Origin of the sequence: Xanthomonas sp. Leaf148 (assembly GCF_001423585.1) — a bacterium.
In the GTDB taxonomy this organism is placed as follows: domain Bacteria; phylum Pseudomonadota; class Gammaproteobacteria; order Xanthomonadales; family Xanthomonadaceae; genus Xanthomonas.
In genome coordinates, this window is record NZ_LMOP01000001.1 from 539478 (window position 1) to 556101 (window position 16624).

Below are 16624 nucleotides of genomic sequence, written 5' to 3' on the forward strand. Positions count from 1 at the left end.
GCGCCATTCCCATTCTCAGGATCTGCACACCGGCTTGGCCAGAGTTGCAGGCATGCGCAACGGCAACGACACGAACACACGCGGCGATCTGGTGGTGCTTGGCCCCGAGGGGCTGTATTGCCCGCAGGGCGACTTTCATATCGATCCCTGGCGGCCGGTGCCGCGTGCGGTGATCACACACGGCCACGGCGATCACGCGCGTGGCGGCATGGGCGAATACCACTGCACGCGCGACAGTCTGCCGATCCTGCAATGGCGGTTGGGCGAGCAGGTCTATCACACGCATGCCGATGGCGAAGCGTTTACGTTGGGACGCGCGCGCGTCTCGCTGCATCCGGCAGGACATGTACTGGGCTCGGCGCAGGTGCGTATCGAAGTGGATGGCGAGGTCTGGGTGGCGTCCGGCGATTACAAGCGCCAGCACGACCCCACCTGCACGCCGTTCGAAGTGGTGCCGTGCGACACCTTCATCACCGAAGCGACCTTTGGGCTGCCGGTGTATCGCTGGCCGGAAACATCTGAAGTAGCAGCCGATATCGTCGCCTGGCGGCGCGAATGCGCCGAGCGCGGCGAGGCCGCCATTTTGTATTGCTACGCATTAGGCAAGGCGCAGCGGGTGCTGGCCGAATTGCGCGCCTGGGACACCCAGCCTGCGCTGTTGCACGGTGCGATTGCGGCCGGGGTGGAGGTGTATCGCCAGGCCGGCATCGCGATGCTGGACACGCAACCGGTGAGCGAGCATGCGCGCGGCGCCGACTATGCCGGCCAACTGGTGCTGGCGCCGCCGTCGGCGGCGGGCAGCCCCTGGATCCGCCGCTTCCGGCATGCGCAACAGGGATTCGCATCGGGCTGGATGCGCATTCGCGGCAATCGACGTCGGCGCAATTACGACCGCGGCTTTGTAGTGTCCGATCATGCCGACTGGCCGGATCTGCTGCGCACCATCGAAGACACCGGTGCGCGCCGAGTGATCGCCACCCACGGCAATACCGATGCGTTGATCCAGCACCTGCGCGAGCGCGGCGTTGCGGCGGAAGCCTTCCGCACCGATTTTGGAGCCGAAGAATGAACCCGGTCCCCGCCTGCAGCGATGCACGCGCGCGTCTGCGTCCGCACTTGAGTGGCGCACTGGCGTTTGGCCGGCATGCACTGGCTTGTCGCGCGCATCGCTGGGCTCCGGCTGCGTCAATCGGCCCACTCCGCCTGCTGCGCCGTGTGCGCATGTCAGGCGCATGTACGCGCCGTGCGCTGGAGCTATGCGCTGCAACTCCCGACACAACGCCCCAGGCGCGGCCGTGAAGCGTTTTGCCGCGTTGTACCGCACCCTCGACCGCAGCACCGGCACGCTCGACAAGCGCGCTGCGCTGGTGGCGTATTTTCGCCAAGCGCCAGCGCTGGACGCGGCCTGGGCGCTGTATCTGCTGGCCGGCGGCAAGGTCGCCGGCACACGCATGCGCATCGCCAGCAGCGGCGAGCTGCGCGAGTGGATCACCGACACCGCCGGCATTGCCGATTGGCTGGTCGCCGACAGCTACGACCATGTCGGCGATCTGGCCGAAACGCTGGCGTTGTTGCTGGACGACCCGATCACCGAAGCGGCCGATCTGCCGCTGGCGGAATGGATCGAACAGCGCTTGCTGCCGGTCGCCAACCAGGACGTTGCACTGCGCAAGGCATGCATCGTGCAGGCCTGGCGCAGCCTGGCCTTCGATGAGCGGCTGGTGTTCAACAAACTGTTGACCGGCGCATTGCGCGTGGGCGTTTCGCAGCGGCTGGTGCAACAAGCGCTGGCCGAACTATCGGGCGTGGACATCGCACGCATCGCCCAGCGCATGCTCGGCAATTGGCGACCGCATCCGACCTATCTTGCCGATCTGCTGACCAGCGAAGAACTGCCGGGCGATCGTCAGCAGCCCTACCCGTTCTTTCTCGCCTCGCCGCTCGAAGCCGAGGTCGACACACTGGGCGCCATCGACGACTGGCTGCTGGAATGGAAATGGGACGGCATCCGCCTGCAGCTGATTCGACGCGCCGGCGAAGCGGCGCTGTGGTCGCGCGGCGAAGAACGCCTGGATGGCCGTTTCCCGGAAATCGAACACGCCGCGCTGCAGTTGCCCGACGGCACCGTCATCGACGGCGAGCTGCTGGCCTGGCAACCGGAGCAGCCGGTGCCGATGCCGTTCACCGCCTTGCAAACGCGCATCCAGCGGCTCAAGCCCGGCCCCAAGACATTGGCGGCCGCGCCCGCGCGCGTGGTGGCCTACGACCTGCTCGAACTGGACGGCGTGGATCTGCGCGAGCTCCCCCTGCACGAGCGGCGTGCGCTGCTGGAGGGCGTGCTCACCGCGCTCGACGATCCGCGCATCGTCGCCTCGCCACGGGTGCAAGCCGGCGATTGGCACGCCGCCGCACAGCTGCGCGTGCAAGCGCGCGAACGCGGCGTGGAAGGGCTGATGCTCAAGCGCGCCAACTCGGTGTATCAGGCCGGCCGCCGACGGGGCGATTGGTGGAAATGGAAGATCGACCCGCTCACCATCGATGCGGTGCTGCTGTATGCGCAGGCCGGCCATGGCCGCCGCAGCACGCTGTATACCGACTACACCTTCGGGCTGTGGCACGAGGGGCAACTGGTGCCGATCGCCAAGGCGTATTCGGGGCTGGACGACAAGGAGATTTTGCAACTGGACCGCTGGATTCGCGCCAACACTACCGAGCGTTTTGGTCCGGTGCGCGCGGTCAGCCCGCAGCATGTGTTCGAGCTGGGCTTTGAAGCGGTCAACCGCAGCGCGCGGCACAAATCCGGCATTGCGGTGCGGTTTCCGCGCATCCTGCGCTGGCGGCACGACAAGCCGTTTGCCGAGGCCGATCACCTGAGCACTCTGCAGGCATTGGCGCGGTGACGGCGACGCAGCAGGCACGCAACACGCCATTGCAGCAGTGGCGCGACTGGTTCGCACAGCGCGGCTGGGCGCCGTTGCCGTTTCAACGCGATGTATGGAAGCGCTATCTCGCTGGCGAATCCGGCTTGCTGCACACGCCAACCGGGAGCGGCAAGACGCTGGCAGCATTCGGCGGCCCATTACTGGACGCCCTGGCCGCGCGTGGCCGCACGCTGCCGGTCACATCGGCCAAGCCTGCCGCTGCCGCACGCCGACAGCAACAACGCAACTTGCAGGTGCTGTGGATCACGCCCCTGCGTGCGCTGGCCGCCGACACCGCACGCGCACTGCGCGAACCGGTGGACGCGCTGGGACTGGATTGGCAGGTGGGTTTGCGCACCGGCGATGCCAGCGCGCGCGACAAGCGGCTGGCACGCAGCGGCAAGCTCGATGTGCTGGTCACCACCCCCGAATCGCTGGCCTTGTTGCTGTCGTATCCGGACACCGCACCGCAGCTATCCGCGCTGCGCTGCGTGATCGTCGACGAGTGGCACGAACTGCTCGGCAACAAGCGTGGTGTGCTGCTGCAGCTGTGTCTGGCGCGCCTGCGCGGCTGGGCGCCTGCGCTGCGCATCTGGGGCCTGTCGGCCACGCTGGGCAATCTGGCGCAGGCACGCGATGTGCTGCTGCCGCATCGCCCCGATGCGGCGCTGGTGTCGGGGGTCAAACCGCGCGCCATGACGCTGGAGACGCTGTTACCCGACAGCGGCGAACGCTTTCCGTGGGCCGGCCATCTGGGTCTGGCGCAGTTGGCGCGCGTGCTGCAAAAAGTCATGCAGCAGCGCACCAGCCTGGTCTTCACCAATACGCGCGCACAGGCCGAGTTGTGGCACCAAGCGTTGAGTGCGGTATGGCCGGACGATCTCGCCACGCTTGCGCTGCATCATGGCTCGCTGGACCCCAGTCTGCGCGCCGCCGCCGAACAGGGGCTACGCGACGGCAGCCTGCGTTGCGTGGTCGCCACTTCCAGTCTGGATCTGGGCGTGGATTTCCCGGCGGTGGATCAAGTGCTGCAAGTCGGCAGTCCCAAGGGCATCGCGCGCCTGCTGCAACGCGCCGGCCGCGCGCGTCACCGTCCCGGCGAATCCGGGCATGTGGTGTGCGTGCCCTCGCACGCCTTGGAACTGGTCGAATACGCCGCGGCACGTCGCGCCATCAACCACGGCCATATCGAAGCGCGGCCGCCACCGCGTTTGTCGCTGGATGTGCTGGCCCAGCACTGCGTCACCCTCGCCCTGGGCGGCGGCTTCGATGCCGCTGCATTGTTCGAGCAAGTGCGCGGCACCGATGCCTTCGCTGCGCTGGACATACCCACCTGGAACGCAGTGCTCGACTTCATCGTGCAGGGCGGCAGCGCATTGGCGCATTACCCGGATTTCCACAAAGTGGTGCGCGACGAGAACGGCGTGTATCGCGTCACCGACCGCCGCGTCGCGCTGCGGCATCGTTTATCCATCGGCACGATCACCAGCGATGGCAGCGTGCGCGTGCAGTTCCTGCGTGGCGGCCGACTCGGTGCGGTGGAAGAACAATTCGTCGGCCGCCTGCGCCGCGGCGATCGCTTTCAATTTGCCGGACGTTTGCTGGAACTGGTGCGTCTGGAAGACATGACCGCCTACGTGCGTGTGGCCAAGGGCGGCAGCGGTGTGGTGCCCAAATGGATGGGCGGGCGCATGCCGTTGTCGTCGGCATTGGGCCGCGAAGTGGAAGCGCTGTTCGCCGCGCCCGGCGATGCGCCTGAAATGCAGGCGCTGGCCCCGCTGCTGCACTTGCAGGCATCGCTCTCGGCGCTGCCCGGCCCGGATCACCTGCTGGTAGAAAGCATCAAGGCGCGCGATGGCCGGCACGTGTTCGTGTATCCATTCGCCGGACGGCAGGTCAACGAAGGGCTGGCCGCGCTGCTTGCCGCACGCTGGGGCCGACGTCAGCGCAATACCTTCAGCTTCGCCGCCAACGACTACGGCTTTGTGCTCTCGCCCGCGCAGGATGTGGAGATCGACGCCGACGTGCTACGCGCCTTGCTGTCGCCGGCCGGGTTGTTGGACGATCTGCGCGACAGTCTCAACCTGGGCGAGCTGGCACGCCGGCAGTTTCGCGAGATCGCGCGCGTGGCCGGGTTGCTGTCGCCGTCCCTGCCCGGCCGTGCACCACGCAGCCTGCGCCAGCTGCAGGCCTCCAGCGGCTTGCTCTACGACGTGTTGCAGCGCTTCGATCCGGAGCATCTGTTGCTGGCCCAGGCCGAGCGCGAAGTTTTTGAAGGCCAACTCGAACTGGCACGCCTGGCGCATGCATTAGAGGACTGCGCACGCCGCGACCTCCGCCTGTGCACGCCACGCAGCCTCACCCCGTTGTCGTTCCCGCTGTGGGCCGAACGCATGCGTGGTCAATTGAGTACCGAGGACTGGAAGGCGCGTGTGTTGCGCGCCGCAGAGCAACTGGAGCGCAAGCATGGGCGATAGCGTGCAGCTGCAGTTGGCCGGCGAAACGGTGGAACTGCTCGGCGAACGTGCGTTGTATCGACCCGCGCAGCGGGCCTTGCTGATCGCCGATCTGCATCTGGGCAAGGCCGACGTGTTCCGACGCGCCGGTATCGGCCTGCCCGCAGGTGGCACCGCGCACGATCTCGAGCGCCTCGATGCACTGCTCGCGCAGCGCCAGGTCGAGGCATTGTGGATACTCGGCGACCTGTTGCATGGTCCTGCGCCGCGCGCAGCCTGGCATCGCCGTTGGAGCGCGTGGCGCGAGCAGCATGCCGACCTGCGCGTAATTGCCATCCGCGGCAACCACGACCGCGCCGTGGCCGGTGCCGATCTGCAGATCGAAGCGGCCGGCGAACAGGTCGAAGACGGGCCGTTCGTGCTGCGGCACGACCCATTGCCGCATCCCACCGGCCACGTGCTGTGCGGGCATCTGCATCCATTGGCGGCACTGCCGGGCCTTTCGCGGCGTTGGCCGGCGTTCTGGTTGCGCGAACGCGTCACCATCCTGCCGGCGTTCTCGCACTTCACCGCGGGCGTGGTGCCGACACTGCTCGAAGGTGAGCGTCTGGTGGCCTGTGTGGAAGGCGATGCGGTGGCCTTGCCAGTGCGTTAGTCACTGCGCTGCTGGGCACAGCCAACAAGAAGGACTGCGCACTGCCAGGCGGGCGCAGCCGGCGCTCTGCGCGGTATGGATTCCTCGCGCACTCCTACTCGCGCACTCCGGTTCTGAGTGCGCCGTCTACACCCGACGCCTGCTGGCCAGGCTTTTTAGCTGCTCCTGGCAGCCGTGCGTACACCCGCTACGTCAGCGTTGCTAAGACGCGTAATGGCACCACACACACCGCCCCGAACCATCGTCGAGCGGTGTGGCCGGTACGCTCGACACCGAAGCGTCCAGCGATACCTGCCTCTTTCAACTACCCGCCGCGCGGGGCGAGCACCTGCGTCCGCTCAGCCGCTGTTGGCAACGCTCTGCGGCCGTGGCAGCGCTTCCGGTAATGGTTGCGACAACGCGTCCACGAACTCCGGCGCCAGCGCCAACTTGCCGAACCAGCCATGCTGGGTGCCGCTGAGCACGCGCAGCATGTGACCACGACCGCCCGGTACGCGCCCCATCGGCTGCAGCAACAGATCGCGCCCGCGTGCCCACACATCGCGCTCGGATTGAAACAGCGGCGTGAGCCAGCGGCTCCAGCGGTGATAGATCGCCACATGCGCCTGGCGCTCGCGCTGATAGCGCTGCAAGGCGTCATCGATATCCTCGCCCGCGCGCAAAGCATCGCGCATGGCCAATGCATCCAGCAATGCCATGTTGACGCCCTGGCCCAGCTGCGGGCTCATCGCATGTGCGGCGTCGCCGGCCAGAACGAAACGGCCACGATGCCAGCGCGTCATCACCGCATCGCGGTAGCTGGCACGTGCCAGCGCGGTGTGCACCTGCACGCTGTCCAGACGCAGATGCGCGTCCGGCCACATCTGCGCCACCTCATCGCGCCACGCGCCGATGCCGCGCTGCTCCCAGGCGGCAAAATCGCTGCACGGCAGGCTCCAGAAAAAACTCAGGCGCGGGGTGTCGTCGCCAGGGCGCGTGCCCACCGGCAGCAGCCCGATCATCTTGCGCGCACCGATGTAGCGCTGGCGCAGTTCGTCGACAAATGGCCAATCCTCGCGCGGCAACAGACACCACAGCGCACCCCACGGATACACCCGATCCAGCCGGGTGCCCTGCACCTGCGCGCGCAGCGTGGAAGCCGAGCCATCGGCGGCGATGATCAGATCGTACGGACCATGCCATTGCCCGCGCTGATCCTGCACGCGCCTGCCCTCGTGATCGATGGCGGTGATCTGGGTATCGGTCTGCAGCTGCGCGTACTCGGGCCAGGCATCGCACAACAGCGAGAACAACGCACCGCGCTGCATGCCCAGACCCATCAGGCGGGCATCCAGATCGCGGTATTGCATATCCATCACCGCGCGCCCGCATGGCGTTTCGCCGTACAGGCGGCGCACCGGCGCGCCATGCATCAGGGCCTGCGACAACAAACCCATCTTCCACAACACCTGCAGGCCGCTGGGCTGCAGCAGGAAGCCGGCACCGACCGGCCCCGGCTTGGCGGCGCGCTCGAAGACGTCCAGTCGATGACCATCGGCGCCCAGCAAGACCGCCAGCGCCTGCCCTGCCGTTCCATAGCCCACTACCGCAATCCGTAATGCTTGTTGCATCGTCCCTGCTCTGGTTCGCGAACACCGTCCTGCGTGGACCGGTGCAAAAAAAACCCCGCCGTGGCGGGGTTCTTCAACCGCACAATCGAGTCAGATTACTCGACCGGCGTGATGTTCGAAGCCTGGGCACCCTTGGGACCCTGGGTCACGTCATAACTGACGCGCTGGCCTTCCTGCAGGCTGCGGAAGCCTTTGGAATTGATCGCGGAGAAGTGCGCGAAGACATCGGCGCTGCCGTCCTCCGGTGAGATGAAGCCAAATCCCTTGGCGTCGTTGAACCACTTGACGGTACCGTTCGGCATGGTGATGCGAGACCTTTGCAATAATTAATGGGTGGTGTACGGCGGTGCGTACGCGCCGAGTATGCAAAGCTTATTCCCCAATGACAATCACCCGCGTGCAAGTTCGCCAATCAGTTCGGGCAACCCGGACGAGGCGGCATCCACGTTGGCCAACACCTCGGCCATGGTGATTTCCTGCGCGTCGCCGCAACCGGCCGCCCAGTTCGCCACGATCGCCAAACACGCATATTCCAGGCCTTTTTCGCGCGCAAGCCCGGCTTCGGGCATGCCGGTCATACCGACCAGATCGCAGCCGTCGCGACGCATGCGGGCGATCTCTGCAATCGTTTCCAAACGCGGCCCTTGCGTCGCGCCGTAGCACCCGCCGGCCACCATCGTGACGCCGGTCACCTTGGCCGCAGCGATGACCTTGCTGCGAAACATTGGCGAATACGGATGACCGAAATCCACGTGCTGCACCTCGCTACCCGGCTCTTCGCAGAAGGTGGACACGCGCCCCCAGGTGTAATCGATCAGCTGATCGGGGCATGCCAGCACGCGCGGGCCGAACTGGTCGGTGATGCCACCGACCGTGTTGAGCGCAAGCACGCGCGAGGCGCCAATTTGCTGCAACGCAGCGATATTTGCGCGGTAATTGACCTTGTGCGGCGGCAGCGAATGGCCTTCGCCATGCCGGGCCAGGAACGCCACCCGATGGCCGAGCAGCATGCCGACGCGGATCGGCCCCGACGGCGCGCCGTAGGGCGTGTCCAGTTCGTGGGCCTGCACGTCATCGAGCTGCGCGAGCTTGTAGACACCAGTGCCGCCGATAACGGCCAATGCGATGGAATTGGAAGACACAACCGACCTCTGCAACGTAACGGACGTGGAAGCGCGCAAGCGCGCACGAGTGCCCGCGCAGTGGCGGGCCAGTGATTCAAAAGCGACCAGTAAAGCGTAGCGAGCGATCGTCCGGCGGCGATGGGCGCCAAGCAACACCGGGAGACATAAAGCCGTGCACGCCGATGGCGCGCAGCGGCCGCGTCCGCCTGGCGGCTACGCCGCCGCGTTGCTGATCACCGCGCGCGCTTTACTGCTTCATCGCATAAATGGCGGGAATACCGCGCAGCTGTTCGTTGACGTCCATGCCGAAGCCGAACACATAGCGGTCGGCCACTTCGACGCCCACGTAATCGGCGGTGACGCCCGGCACGCAGCGGTCGTGACGCTTGACGGTCAACACTGCCACGCGCACGTCGGTGGCGCCCTGCTCCAGGCACCACTGGCGCACGCCCTGCAGCGTGTAGCCCTCATCCAGAATGTCGTCGACCAGGATCACCCGGCGGCCGAACAGTGCGGTAGCCGGGCGGTGCTTCCAGACCAGCTCGCCGCCGACGGTTTCGCCACGGTAGCGGGTGGCATGCAGGTAATCGAACTGCAGATCCTGCCCACGTGCGCCCAACTCCAGCGCCAACTGGCCGGAGAACGGCAGCGCGCCGTGCATGATGGTGAGATACACCGGCACTTCGCCGGCATAGTCGCGCGCGATGGCATCGGCAATGGTGCCGACGGCGGCATCGATGGCCGGGCGGTCGACCAGCAGATCGGCTTGGGCCAGGGCCTGGGAAATGGTGAGCGTGGACATCAGGCAATTGATCCGAAAGGGGCGGAAGGAGTGTTGAAAGAGGCATCGGTGCCGGCAAGCAGGCCGTCCCAGCCGAGCGCGCCGCGACCGATCAAGCCGATCAGCGCTGCGGTATTGAGGCTGCGGCCTTGCACGGCCTGCAGCGATTCGTCGACCAGTTCCGGATGGCAGACCAGCACCACGTCGCAGCCGGCATCCAGGTGCGCATGCACCCGGCCCGCCACGCCGCCGGCGCTGAACGAGGCGGCCATGCCGATGTCGTCGGAAAACACCACGCCGCGGAAGCCCATCTGGCCGCGCAGGATCTGCTCGATCCAGCACCGCGAATAACCGGCCGGTTCCGGCGCGACCTGCGGGTAAACCACGTGCGCCATCATCACTGCGTCGGCACCGGCCTCGATGCCGGCCACGAATGGCAGCAGATCGTCGGCCTGCAATTGCTCCAGCGAACGCGGGTCGCTGGCGTGATCCACATGGGTGTCTTCGAGCACCGTGCCGTGGCCGGGGAAATGCTTGAGCGTGGCGGCCATGCCGGCACCGTGCAGCGCCTGCACATAGGCGCGGGTGAAGGTGGCCACGATCCGCGGGTCGTCGCTGAAGGCGCGATCGCCGATGGCGCGGTTGCCGCGGCCCAGGTCCACCACCGGCGCAAAGCTCAGGTCCACGCCGCTGGCGCGCACTTCAGTGGCCATCAGCTGCGCGTGCGCGCGCGCTGCGGCGAGCGCGCCTTGCGGATCCTGCAGATACTGCGTACCGAAGCTTTGCAACGGCGCCAGCGCGCTGAAGCCGTCGCGAAACCGCTGCACGCGGCCGCCTTCCTGATCCACGCACAGCAACACCGGGCGCGGCGCGGCAGCGCGGATGGATGCCGACAGCTCGGCCACCTGGGTGCGCGAGGCGAAGTTGCGCTTGAACAGCACCACGCCGGCAACGGCATCGTGCTGCAGCCAGTCGCGTTCCTGTGCGCTGAGTTCGGTACCGGCAACGCCGATCAGAAGCATGTTGGGGGACTCCCGGGCCAGGCGCCACGAGGGCGCAGCGCGGCATTGTCGCAGATGCGCGTTGCAGCGTCAGATCGCGCATTCAGGCGGGGCTGACGTCCACTGACCGAAGCGCCTTGCGGCCAGCCGTTGCGGCGCCCGCGCATCGATACCGACAACCACGTGATCGCCTTTGAGCTCGCGTCCCTGCGCTGGCAGCACCGGTGCCGTCATTCGCACCGCGAACGCAACAGCCTGCTTCCCCGGGCAGACACCATGGCTGTACTGCCCGGCTCGCCACCGGCGTGAGGCGTGCGGCGGTCTGCAGTAGGACGCATGCGGCCGGTTCACGACCGCGCTGGCCGTCCAGCAGACGACTTCGGTCTTCGCCGCCTCAGAGACGGTCCAGATTCGCCCGCCAGTGTGCGGCCTGGATCTGGATGCCTTCCAGCACCTCGGGTGCCATGCCATCGAGCTGCCGATACGGCATCGCCAGGCGTTCGTTCGTGCCTAGCAGCGGACGCTGCCGCGCAAGGAAATCCCAGTACAGCGCGTTATACGGGCAGGCCCGCGCACCGATGCGCGCCTTGCGCTGATAGCGGCAGCCGCTGCAGTAATCGCTCATGCGATCGATATAGGCCGCACCACTGATATACGGCTTGCTGCCGAGCAGGCCACCGTCGGCAAACTGACTCATGCCCACCGTGTTGGGCAACTCCACCCACTCGAACGCATCGATGTAGACACCCAGATACCAGCGATGCAGCGCCTGCGGGTCCAGCCCCGCCAGCAGCGCAAAATTGCCGATCACCATCAGCCGCTGGATATGGTGCGCATGCGCATTGGCCAGCGAGTTACCGACGGCATCGGCCAGGCACCGCATGCCGATCTGCCCGTCCCAGAACCACTGCGGCAGCGGCGCATGCTGATCGAGCTGATTGGACTGCGCATAGCCGGGCATCTGCGACCAATACACGCCGCGCACATATTCGCGCCAGCCCAGGATCTGCCGGATAAAACCTTCCACCGAGGCCAGCGGCGCGTGTCCTTGCCGCCACGCCGTTTCGGCACGCGCAATCACTTCGGCCGGGTGCAGCATCTTGACGTTGAGCGCGAACGACAGCAGCGAATGGAATAGCCGCGGGCTGCGCGTGCTCATCGCATCTTCGTAGCGGCCAAAATTCGGCAACGCAGTGGCGATGAAGGCATCCAGATGTTGCAAGGCTTCATCGCGGTCCAGCGGCCATGGCAGCGCCTGCGCATTCGGCATACCGAAACTGCGCACGCCGGCAGCTTCGATGCATTGCCACAACGCGCCATGGTCGTGCGCGGCACGCCACTCCTGCGGCGCTGGCGGATCGCCGGGCCACGGCGCGCGATTGTCGTGATCGAAGTTCCAACGCCCACCTTCCGGTTGGCCGGAGGCATCGAGCAGGATGCGATGGCGCGTGCGCATCCGTCGATAAAAGACCTCCATGCGCCACTGACTTCCGGCGCGGAAACACGCCGCCACCTCATCGCGTTCGGTCAGGAAATGCTCGCTATCGACCATGCGCGTGGCAAATGCACAGCCCGCGCTCCAGTGGCGCAGCGCCTCATCCAGCCGCCATTCGTCCGGCGCCTGATACTGCAGATGCTCGGCGCGGTAATGCGCCATCAAGGCTTCAAGATTGGCCGGAATGGATTGCCGATTACTGGGGGCATCGATCGCGACATAGCGCACGCGGTGCCCGTGCTGCCGCAAGCGCGCGGCAAACGCGCGCATTGCCGCAAAGATCGCCAGGATCTTCTGCGCGTGATGCAGCACGTAATCGGTTTCCTCCCGCACCTCCATCAGCACGTAGACCACGCCGGGGTCGTGCGTCGCAAACCAGCTGTGCTGCGGGTTGAGCTGATCGCCCAGGATCAGGCGTAGCGTGTGTGCAGGCGTTTGTGAAGCGCTGGTGGTCGTATCGGGGTCACGCATTGGTGCTGAGCTCACGCATGCAGACAGGGCGCGCTTGCATCAGTCAGGCGCTCGGGCAGGCATTCGGCAGCGCTGCGCACGGCATCTGTGCATCTGCGCTGTCTGCAAGGCAAAAGCCGCTCTGCCATTGGGCGACATTAAGGCTCAAACACCACGACTGCACCACCGGCTTATGCATCTGCATGGTGCGTGACACCGTCGGCACACACCCGCTGCGCCAAGGCGGTTCCGCTTTGCCACGCGCCCTCGACCTTGCCGCCCGCCAGCCAATCGCCGCACAGGCCAAGGCCAAGCGGCGCATCCCAGACACAGCCGATCTGCAACGGCGGGTCGGTGCTGGCCACCTCCCACCGATAGGCGTCGCAGGCCTGCGGCGGCGGCAGGCCGAGCGCGGCCAATTCTGGCAGTAGCGTGGCGATGACATCCTCTGGCCTGGCATCGAAATGCAGCTGGCTCCAGTCGGCGGTGGCATGCAGCAGCCAGGTCTCGGCGCCGTGCCGTGCCGGTTTGCTGGCGTCGCGCGCCACCCAGCGCACTGGTCCTGCATTGACGAACAACGCGTCATAGCCAGGATCGATGCACGCATCGAACCGTAACACCACCGCCCAGGCCGGCTGCATGTTTGCATCGCGTGCGATGGTCGCAAGCGCAGGCGCGTTCTCTGCCAACAGCGCGGCCGCATCCGGCGCAGCAAGCGCGAGCAACACCGTATCGACCACATGCAGCGCGGGCACGCCGTGCACGCCCAACGCCCAGCCCTGGCCACTGCGTTGCAAGCTGCGGACAGACGCCTGCAACCGAACATCCAGCCCTGCCGCCAGCGCACGCGCGGGAGCGGCCATCCCCGGCACTCCGACAAAACGCGTCAGCGCGGTGTGCGAAGCGCGCATTGCACGTCCATCCCAGCTTGCGATGCGCGCAGGCCAACGCGCCGCGACGCCGGCGGCGACCCAGCTGTTCACCACTGCGGCAAAATCCGGATCGCGTGCGGTGAAATACTGCGCGCCCACATCGCACTGCCAGCCGGCGCCCATGCGAGCACGCATGCGCCCACCAACCGCATCGCTCTGCTCGTACACCGTCACTACCGCGCCGGCCGCCTGCAGCGTTTTGGCACACGCGAGCCCGGCCAGGCCGGCGCCGATCACCGCAACCGTTCGCGGGCGGTGTGGCTGCATCGCCCGGTCAGTCGCCGGCACGGGCATGACGCAGGCGATCTGTCACACCGCACATCCATCGGGCCCGCACGCATCGGCGCCGCCAATCGGCACCGATTCGGCCGCCAATTGCAGCAGCGCCTGCGCAAACGTCTCCGACGGCTGCGCGCCCTGGATCAGGCTACGCCCGTCGATCACGAAGCTGGGCACTGCACGGATGCCCAGCGCGCTGGCCTGTGCCAACTGTGCCTGTACCTCCACAATGCCTTCGTCGGAGTCGAGCATCGCCTGCACGCGCGAGGCTGCAAGCCCGCCGGCCTCACCCGCACGCAGCAGCGTGTCGGTGGCAGCCACGTTCTGGCCTTGCGCAAAATGCGCATGAAACAAGGCTTCCATCACCGCACCGACATCGCCCTCGTGCGTGGCCAGCCAGAGCAAGCGATGCGCCCGCAACGTGCTGACCTGTACCTGGCCACGCCCGAAGTCGAATGGCAGGCCTTCCGCGCGTGCGGTGTCCTGGGTCTGCGCAAGCATCTGATCCACGCGCGCCGCACCGCCGAACTTGCGCGCCAACGCATCGCGCAATGGCACCGGTTCGGCACCGGCATCCGGGTCGAGCTCGAACGCGTGGTAATGGATGTCCAATGCCGGCAGCTGCGCCCCTAGCGCAGCGACCGCCTGTTCAAAACGGCGCTTGCCGATCCAGCACCAGGGGCAGACCACGTCGGACCAGATGTCGATGCGCATGAGCGGGGATTCGTCGGTGGGGATTTTAGGATTCGCAAAGCATAAGCCCAATACCGAGACAGGGATTGGAGAATCGTGATTGGTGATGCGCAAGGCATCGCCCAGGGCCGACGCATGCGCCTTGGCTTCTACGAATCCCGAATGCCCAATCCCGAGTCCCGGCTCTCCACCCACTGCGAGAACGGATGGGAGGCCAGTGCCAGGTTGTAATAGCGCACGTCGTCGGTGACTTCCGCACCGATCCATTGCGGCTTGGCGAACGCCTCGTCAGCACTGCCAAGCTCGATCTCGGCCACCACCAACCCTGCGTTATCGCCCAGGAATTCATCCACTTCCCACACATGCCCCTGGTACTCGACCAGATGCCGGCGCTTGTCGATCAAGCCGCCCACGCACAACGCCAGCAGCGCGCGCGCATCGGCGAGGGAGATCGGGTACTCGAATTCCTGACGGGTATGCCCGACCTCGCGCGACTTCAGATTGAGAAACGCACTTTCGCCCTGGATGCGCACGCGCACCGACGCGTTCTGCGCGCCACTGCGCAACGACGCCTGATCGTTGATGTACCCCTGCGCCATCGGGATCACCGCATGCGCAGCGCTACGCCAGCCGTCGCCGGTGACAAGAAACTTGCGTTCGATTTCTGTAGGCATGGGAATCGGGAATCGGGAATCGGGAATCGCAACAGCATACGGCGAACCGCCTTCACCATTCCCGATTCCCTATTCACCATTCACCGCCGTTCAAACACCGCAATGCTTTCCACATGCGCGGTGTGCGGGAACATATCCATCGCACCGGCTGACACCAGCGTAAAGCGCTGCTCGTTGACCAGGTAGCCGGCGTCGCGCGCCAGCGAACCCGGGTGGCAACTGACATACACGATGCGCTCGAATTTCTTCAGCGGCAGTTGCTGCAGCACTTCCAATGCGCCCGAACGCGGTGGGTCCAGCAGCAGCTTGTCGAAGCCCTGCCGCATCCAGGGCGTATTGCGCTGATCCTGGGTCAGATCGGCTGCATAAAACTGCGCGTTGTCCAGGCCATTGCGTTGCGCGTTTTCCTTGGCGCGCGCCACCAAGCCGGCATCGCCTTCCACGCCGACCACCTCGCGCACCGTTCTTGCCAGCGGCAGGGTGAAATTGCCCAACCCGCAAAACAGATCCAGCACGCGGTCATCGGGTTTGGCATCGAGCAGCGCCAGCGCGTGCGCAATCATCTTCTGGTTGAGCGAGGCATTGACCTGGATGAAGTCCAGCGGCCGGAACGCCAGCTCGACGTCCCATTGGGGCAGGCGGAACGACAGCGGCACGTCCTGCGGCCACAACGGATGCACGCTGTCCACGCCGCCGGGCTGCAAGAAGATCGCAAACCCGTGGGTCTGCGCAAATTCCACCCAGGCCTGCCGATCGCGCTCGCTAAGCGGCTGCATGTGGCGGATGGTCAACGCCACCGCATCGTCGCCGGCGATGAACTCGATCTGCGGGATGTCGCGCTTGCCATCCATGTTTTCGATCAGAGCCGCCAGCAGCGGGATCTTTTCGCCGATCTGCGGAATCACCGTGTAGCAGACCGACAGGTCGGCCACGAAGCGCGGGTCAAGTTCGCGAAAACCGACCAGGGTCTTGTCCTTTTTCTCCACCCGCCGCACCGAGAAGCGACCTTTACGCCGATAGCCCCAGGTGTCGCCGACCAGCGCCGGCAGCACCGTCTGCGGGCTGACGTGGCCGATGCGCTCCAGGTTGTCCATCAGCACGCGCTGCTTGGCCACGATCTGCTGCGACTCCTCCAGATGCTGCAACACGCACCCGGCGCACACGCCGAAATGCGTGCAGCGCGGGGTGACCCGCTGCGGCGAAGCCTCCAGCACGTCCACCGTCTTGGCTTCATCAAAATGGCGGCTGCGCGCGGTGGGCTCGGCACGCACCAGTTCACCGGGCAAGGCGCCACTGATGAAGGTGACCTTGCCGCCCTCGCCGTCGCGGCGCGCCACTCCGCGGCCGTCATGGCTCAGGTCGGTGATCGCGGTCTGGAAGGGGGTACGGTCGAAACGGTTTCGGGTTCTGGCCACGTGGCGACAAGCTGCGGGCAAAAAGGGTGCGTATTGTCGCAGATGCGATCGACCGAGGCCGCCTTGCGTGGCGTGGCAATTGTCGTGCCCCGCAAACACAGGCAAACTTCGCCTGCGCGCGGCAGCTCAGGACGCGGC

At 66.2% G+C, this 16624-nt stretch carries 15 protein-coding genes; 5 read left to right on the top strand and 10 right to left on the bottom strand.

The window, feature by feature from the left end; genetic code table 11:
- Positions 1-52 precede the first annotated feature (52 nt).
- The 5 genes from ASF90_RS02260 to pdeM are packed head-to-tail and all read left to right on the top strand — an operon-like array spanning position 53 to position 6032.
- Positions 53-1069, top strand: a complete 1017-nt coding sequence (locus tag ASF90_RS02260; protein ID WP_055845311.1) for a ligase-associated DNA damage response exonuclease — start codon at positions 53-55, stop codon at positions 1067-1069.
- Positions 1066-1299, top strand: coding sequence for a hypothetical protein (locus tag ASF90_RS23765; protein WP_082473375.1), 234 nt, complete (start codon positions 1066-1068; stop codon positions 1297-1299). Before ASF90_RS02260 ends, ASF90_RS23765 begins: the two co-directional genes overlap by 4 nt.
- The gene (locus ASF90_RS02265) at positions 1296-2900 is read left to right on the top strand and encodes an ATP-dependent DNA ligase (protein WP_055845314.1); all 1605 of its coding nucleotides are present in this window, start codon (positions 1296-1298) and stop codon (positions 2898-2900) included. Before ASF90_RS23765 ends, ASF90_RS02265 begins: the two co-directional genes overlap by 4 nt.
- On the top strand, positions 2897-5398 hold the full coding sequence (locus ASF90_RS02270) for a ligase-associated DNA damage response DEXH box helicase (RefSeq protein WP_055845316.1): 2502 nt from the start codon (positions 2897-2899) through the stop codon (positions 5396-5398). The genes ASF90_RS02265 and ASF90_RS02270 overlap by 4 nt, the downstream gene beginning before the upstream one ends.
- Complete coding sequence (pdeM, locus tag ASF90_RS02275; protein WP_055845319.1) at positions 5388-6032, top strand: ligase-associated DNA damage response endonuclease PdeM; 645 nt, start codon at positions 5388-5390, stop codon at positions 6030-6032. The genes ASF90_RS02270 and pdeM overlap by 11 nt, the downstream gene beginning before the upstream one ends.
- A 338-nt stretch (positions 6033-6370) precedes the next feature.
- Here pdeM and ASF90_RS02280 read toward each other — a convergent pair whose 3' ends face one another.
- The 10 genes from ASF90_RS02280 to rlmD form a co-directional block, all read right to left on the bottom strand.
- Positions 6371-7642: an NAD(P)/FAD-dependent oxidoreductase gene (locus tag ASF90_RS02280; protein ID WP_055845322.1), complete on the bottom strand. Its 1272-nt coding sequence runs from the start codon at positions 7640-7642 to the stop codon at positions 6371-6373.
- 95 nt (positions 7643-7737) lie between these two features.
- A complete protein-coding gene (locus tag ASF90_RS02285) occupies positions 7738-7944 on the bottom strand; it encodes a cold-shock protein (RefSeq protein ID WP_003488188.1) in 207 nt (68 codons plus the stop codon).
- Positions 7945-8031: 87 nt separating this feature from the next.
- Positions 8032-8784: an S-methyl-5'-thioinosine phosphorylase gene (locus tag ASF90_RS02290; protein ID WP_055845325.1), complete on the bottom strand. Its 753-nt coding sequence runs from the start codon at positions 8782-8784 to the stop codon at positions 8032-8034.
- Positions 8785-9013: 229 nt separating this feature from the next.
- Entirely contained in the window at positions 9014-9568 is a 555-nt protein-coding gene (locus ASF90_RS02295) for a hypoxanthine-guanine phosphoribosyltransferase (protein ID WP_055845328.1), read from the bottom strand.
- Positions 9568-10569 (bottom strand): beta-N-acetylhexosaminidase, encoded by a 1002-nt coding sequence (gene nagZ, locus ASF90_RS02300; protein WP_055845330.1) that lies wholly within the window; start codon positions 10567-10569, stop codon positions 9568-9570. Before nagZ ends, ASF90_RS02295 begins: the two co-directional genes overlap by 1 nt.
- Before the next feature lie 373 nt (positions 10570-10942).
- Positions 10943-12514, bottom strand: a complete 1572-nt coding sequence (locus ASF90_RS02305) for a cryptochrome/photolyase family protein (RefSeq protein WP_055845333.1) — start codon at positions 12512-12514, stop codon at positions 10943-10945.
- 170 nt (positions 12515-12684) lie between these two features.
- Positions 12685-13692: an FAD-dependent oxidoreductase gene (locus ASF90_RS02310; RefSeq protein WP_055845336.1), complete on the bottom strand. Its 1008-nt coding sequence runs from the start codon at positions 13690-13692 to the stop codon at positions 12685-12687.
- Between the two features lie 42 nt (positions 13693-13734).
- Positions 13735-14418, bottom strand: a complete 684-nt coding sequence (locus tag ASF90_RS02315) for a DsbA family oxidoreductase (protein WP_055845338.1) — start codon at positions 14416-14418, stop codon at positions 13735-13737.
- Positions 14419-14546: 128 nt separating this feature from the next.
- The gene (locus ASF90_RS02320) at positions 14547-15071 is read right to left on the bottom strand and encodes a CYTH domain-containing protein (RefSeq protein ID WP_055845341.1); all 525 of its coding nucleotides are present in this window, start codon (positions 15069-15071) and stop codon (positions 14547-14549) included.
- Positions 15072-15151: 80 nt separating this feature from the next.
- The gene (gene rlmD, locus ASF90_RS02325; protein ID WP_055845344.1) at positions 15152-16486 is read right to left on the bottom strand and encodes a 23S rRNA (uracil(1939)-C(5))-methyltransferase RlmD; all 1335 of its coding nucleotides are present in this window, start codon (positions 16484-16486) and stop codon (positions 15152-15154) included.
- Between the last annotated feature and the right edge of the window lie 138 nt (positions 16487-16624).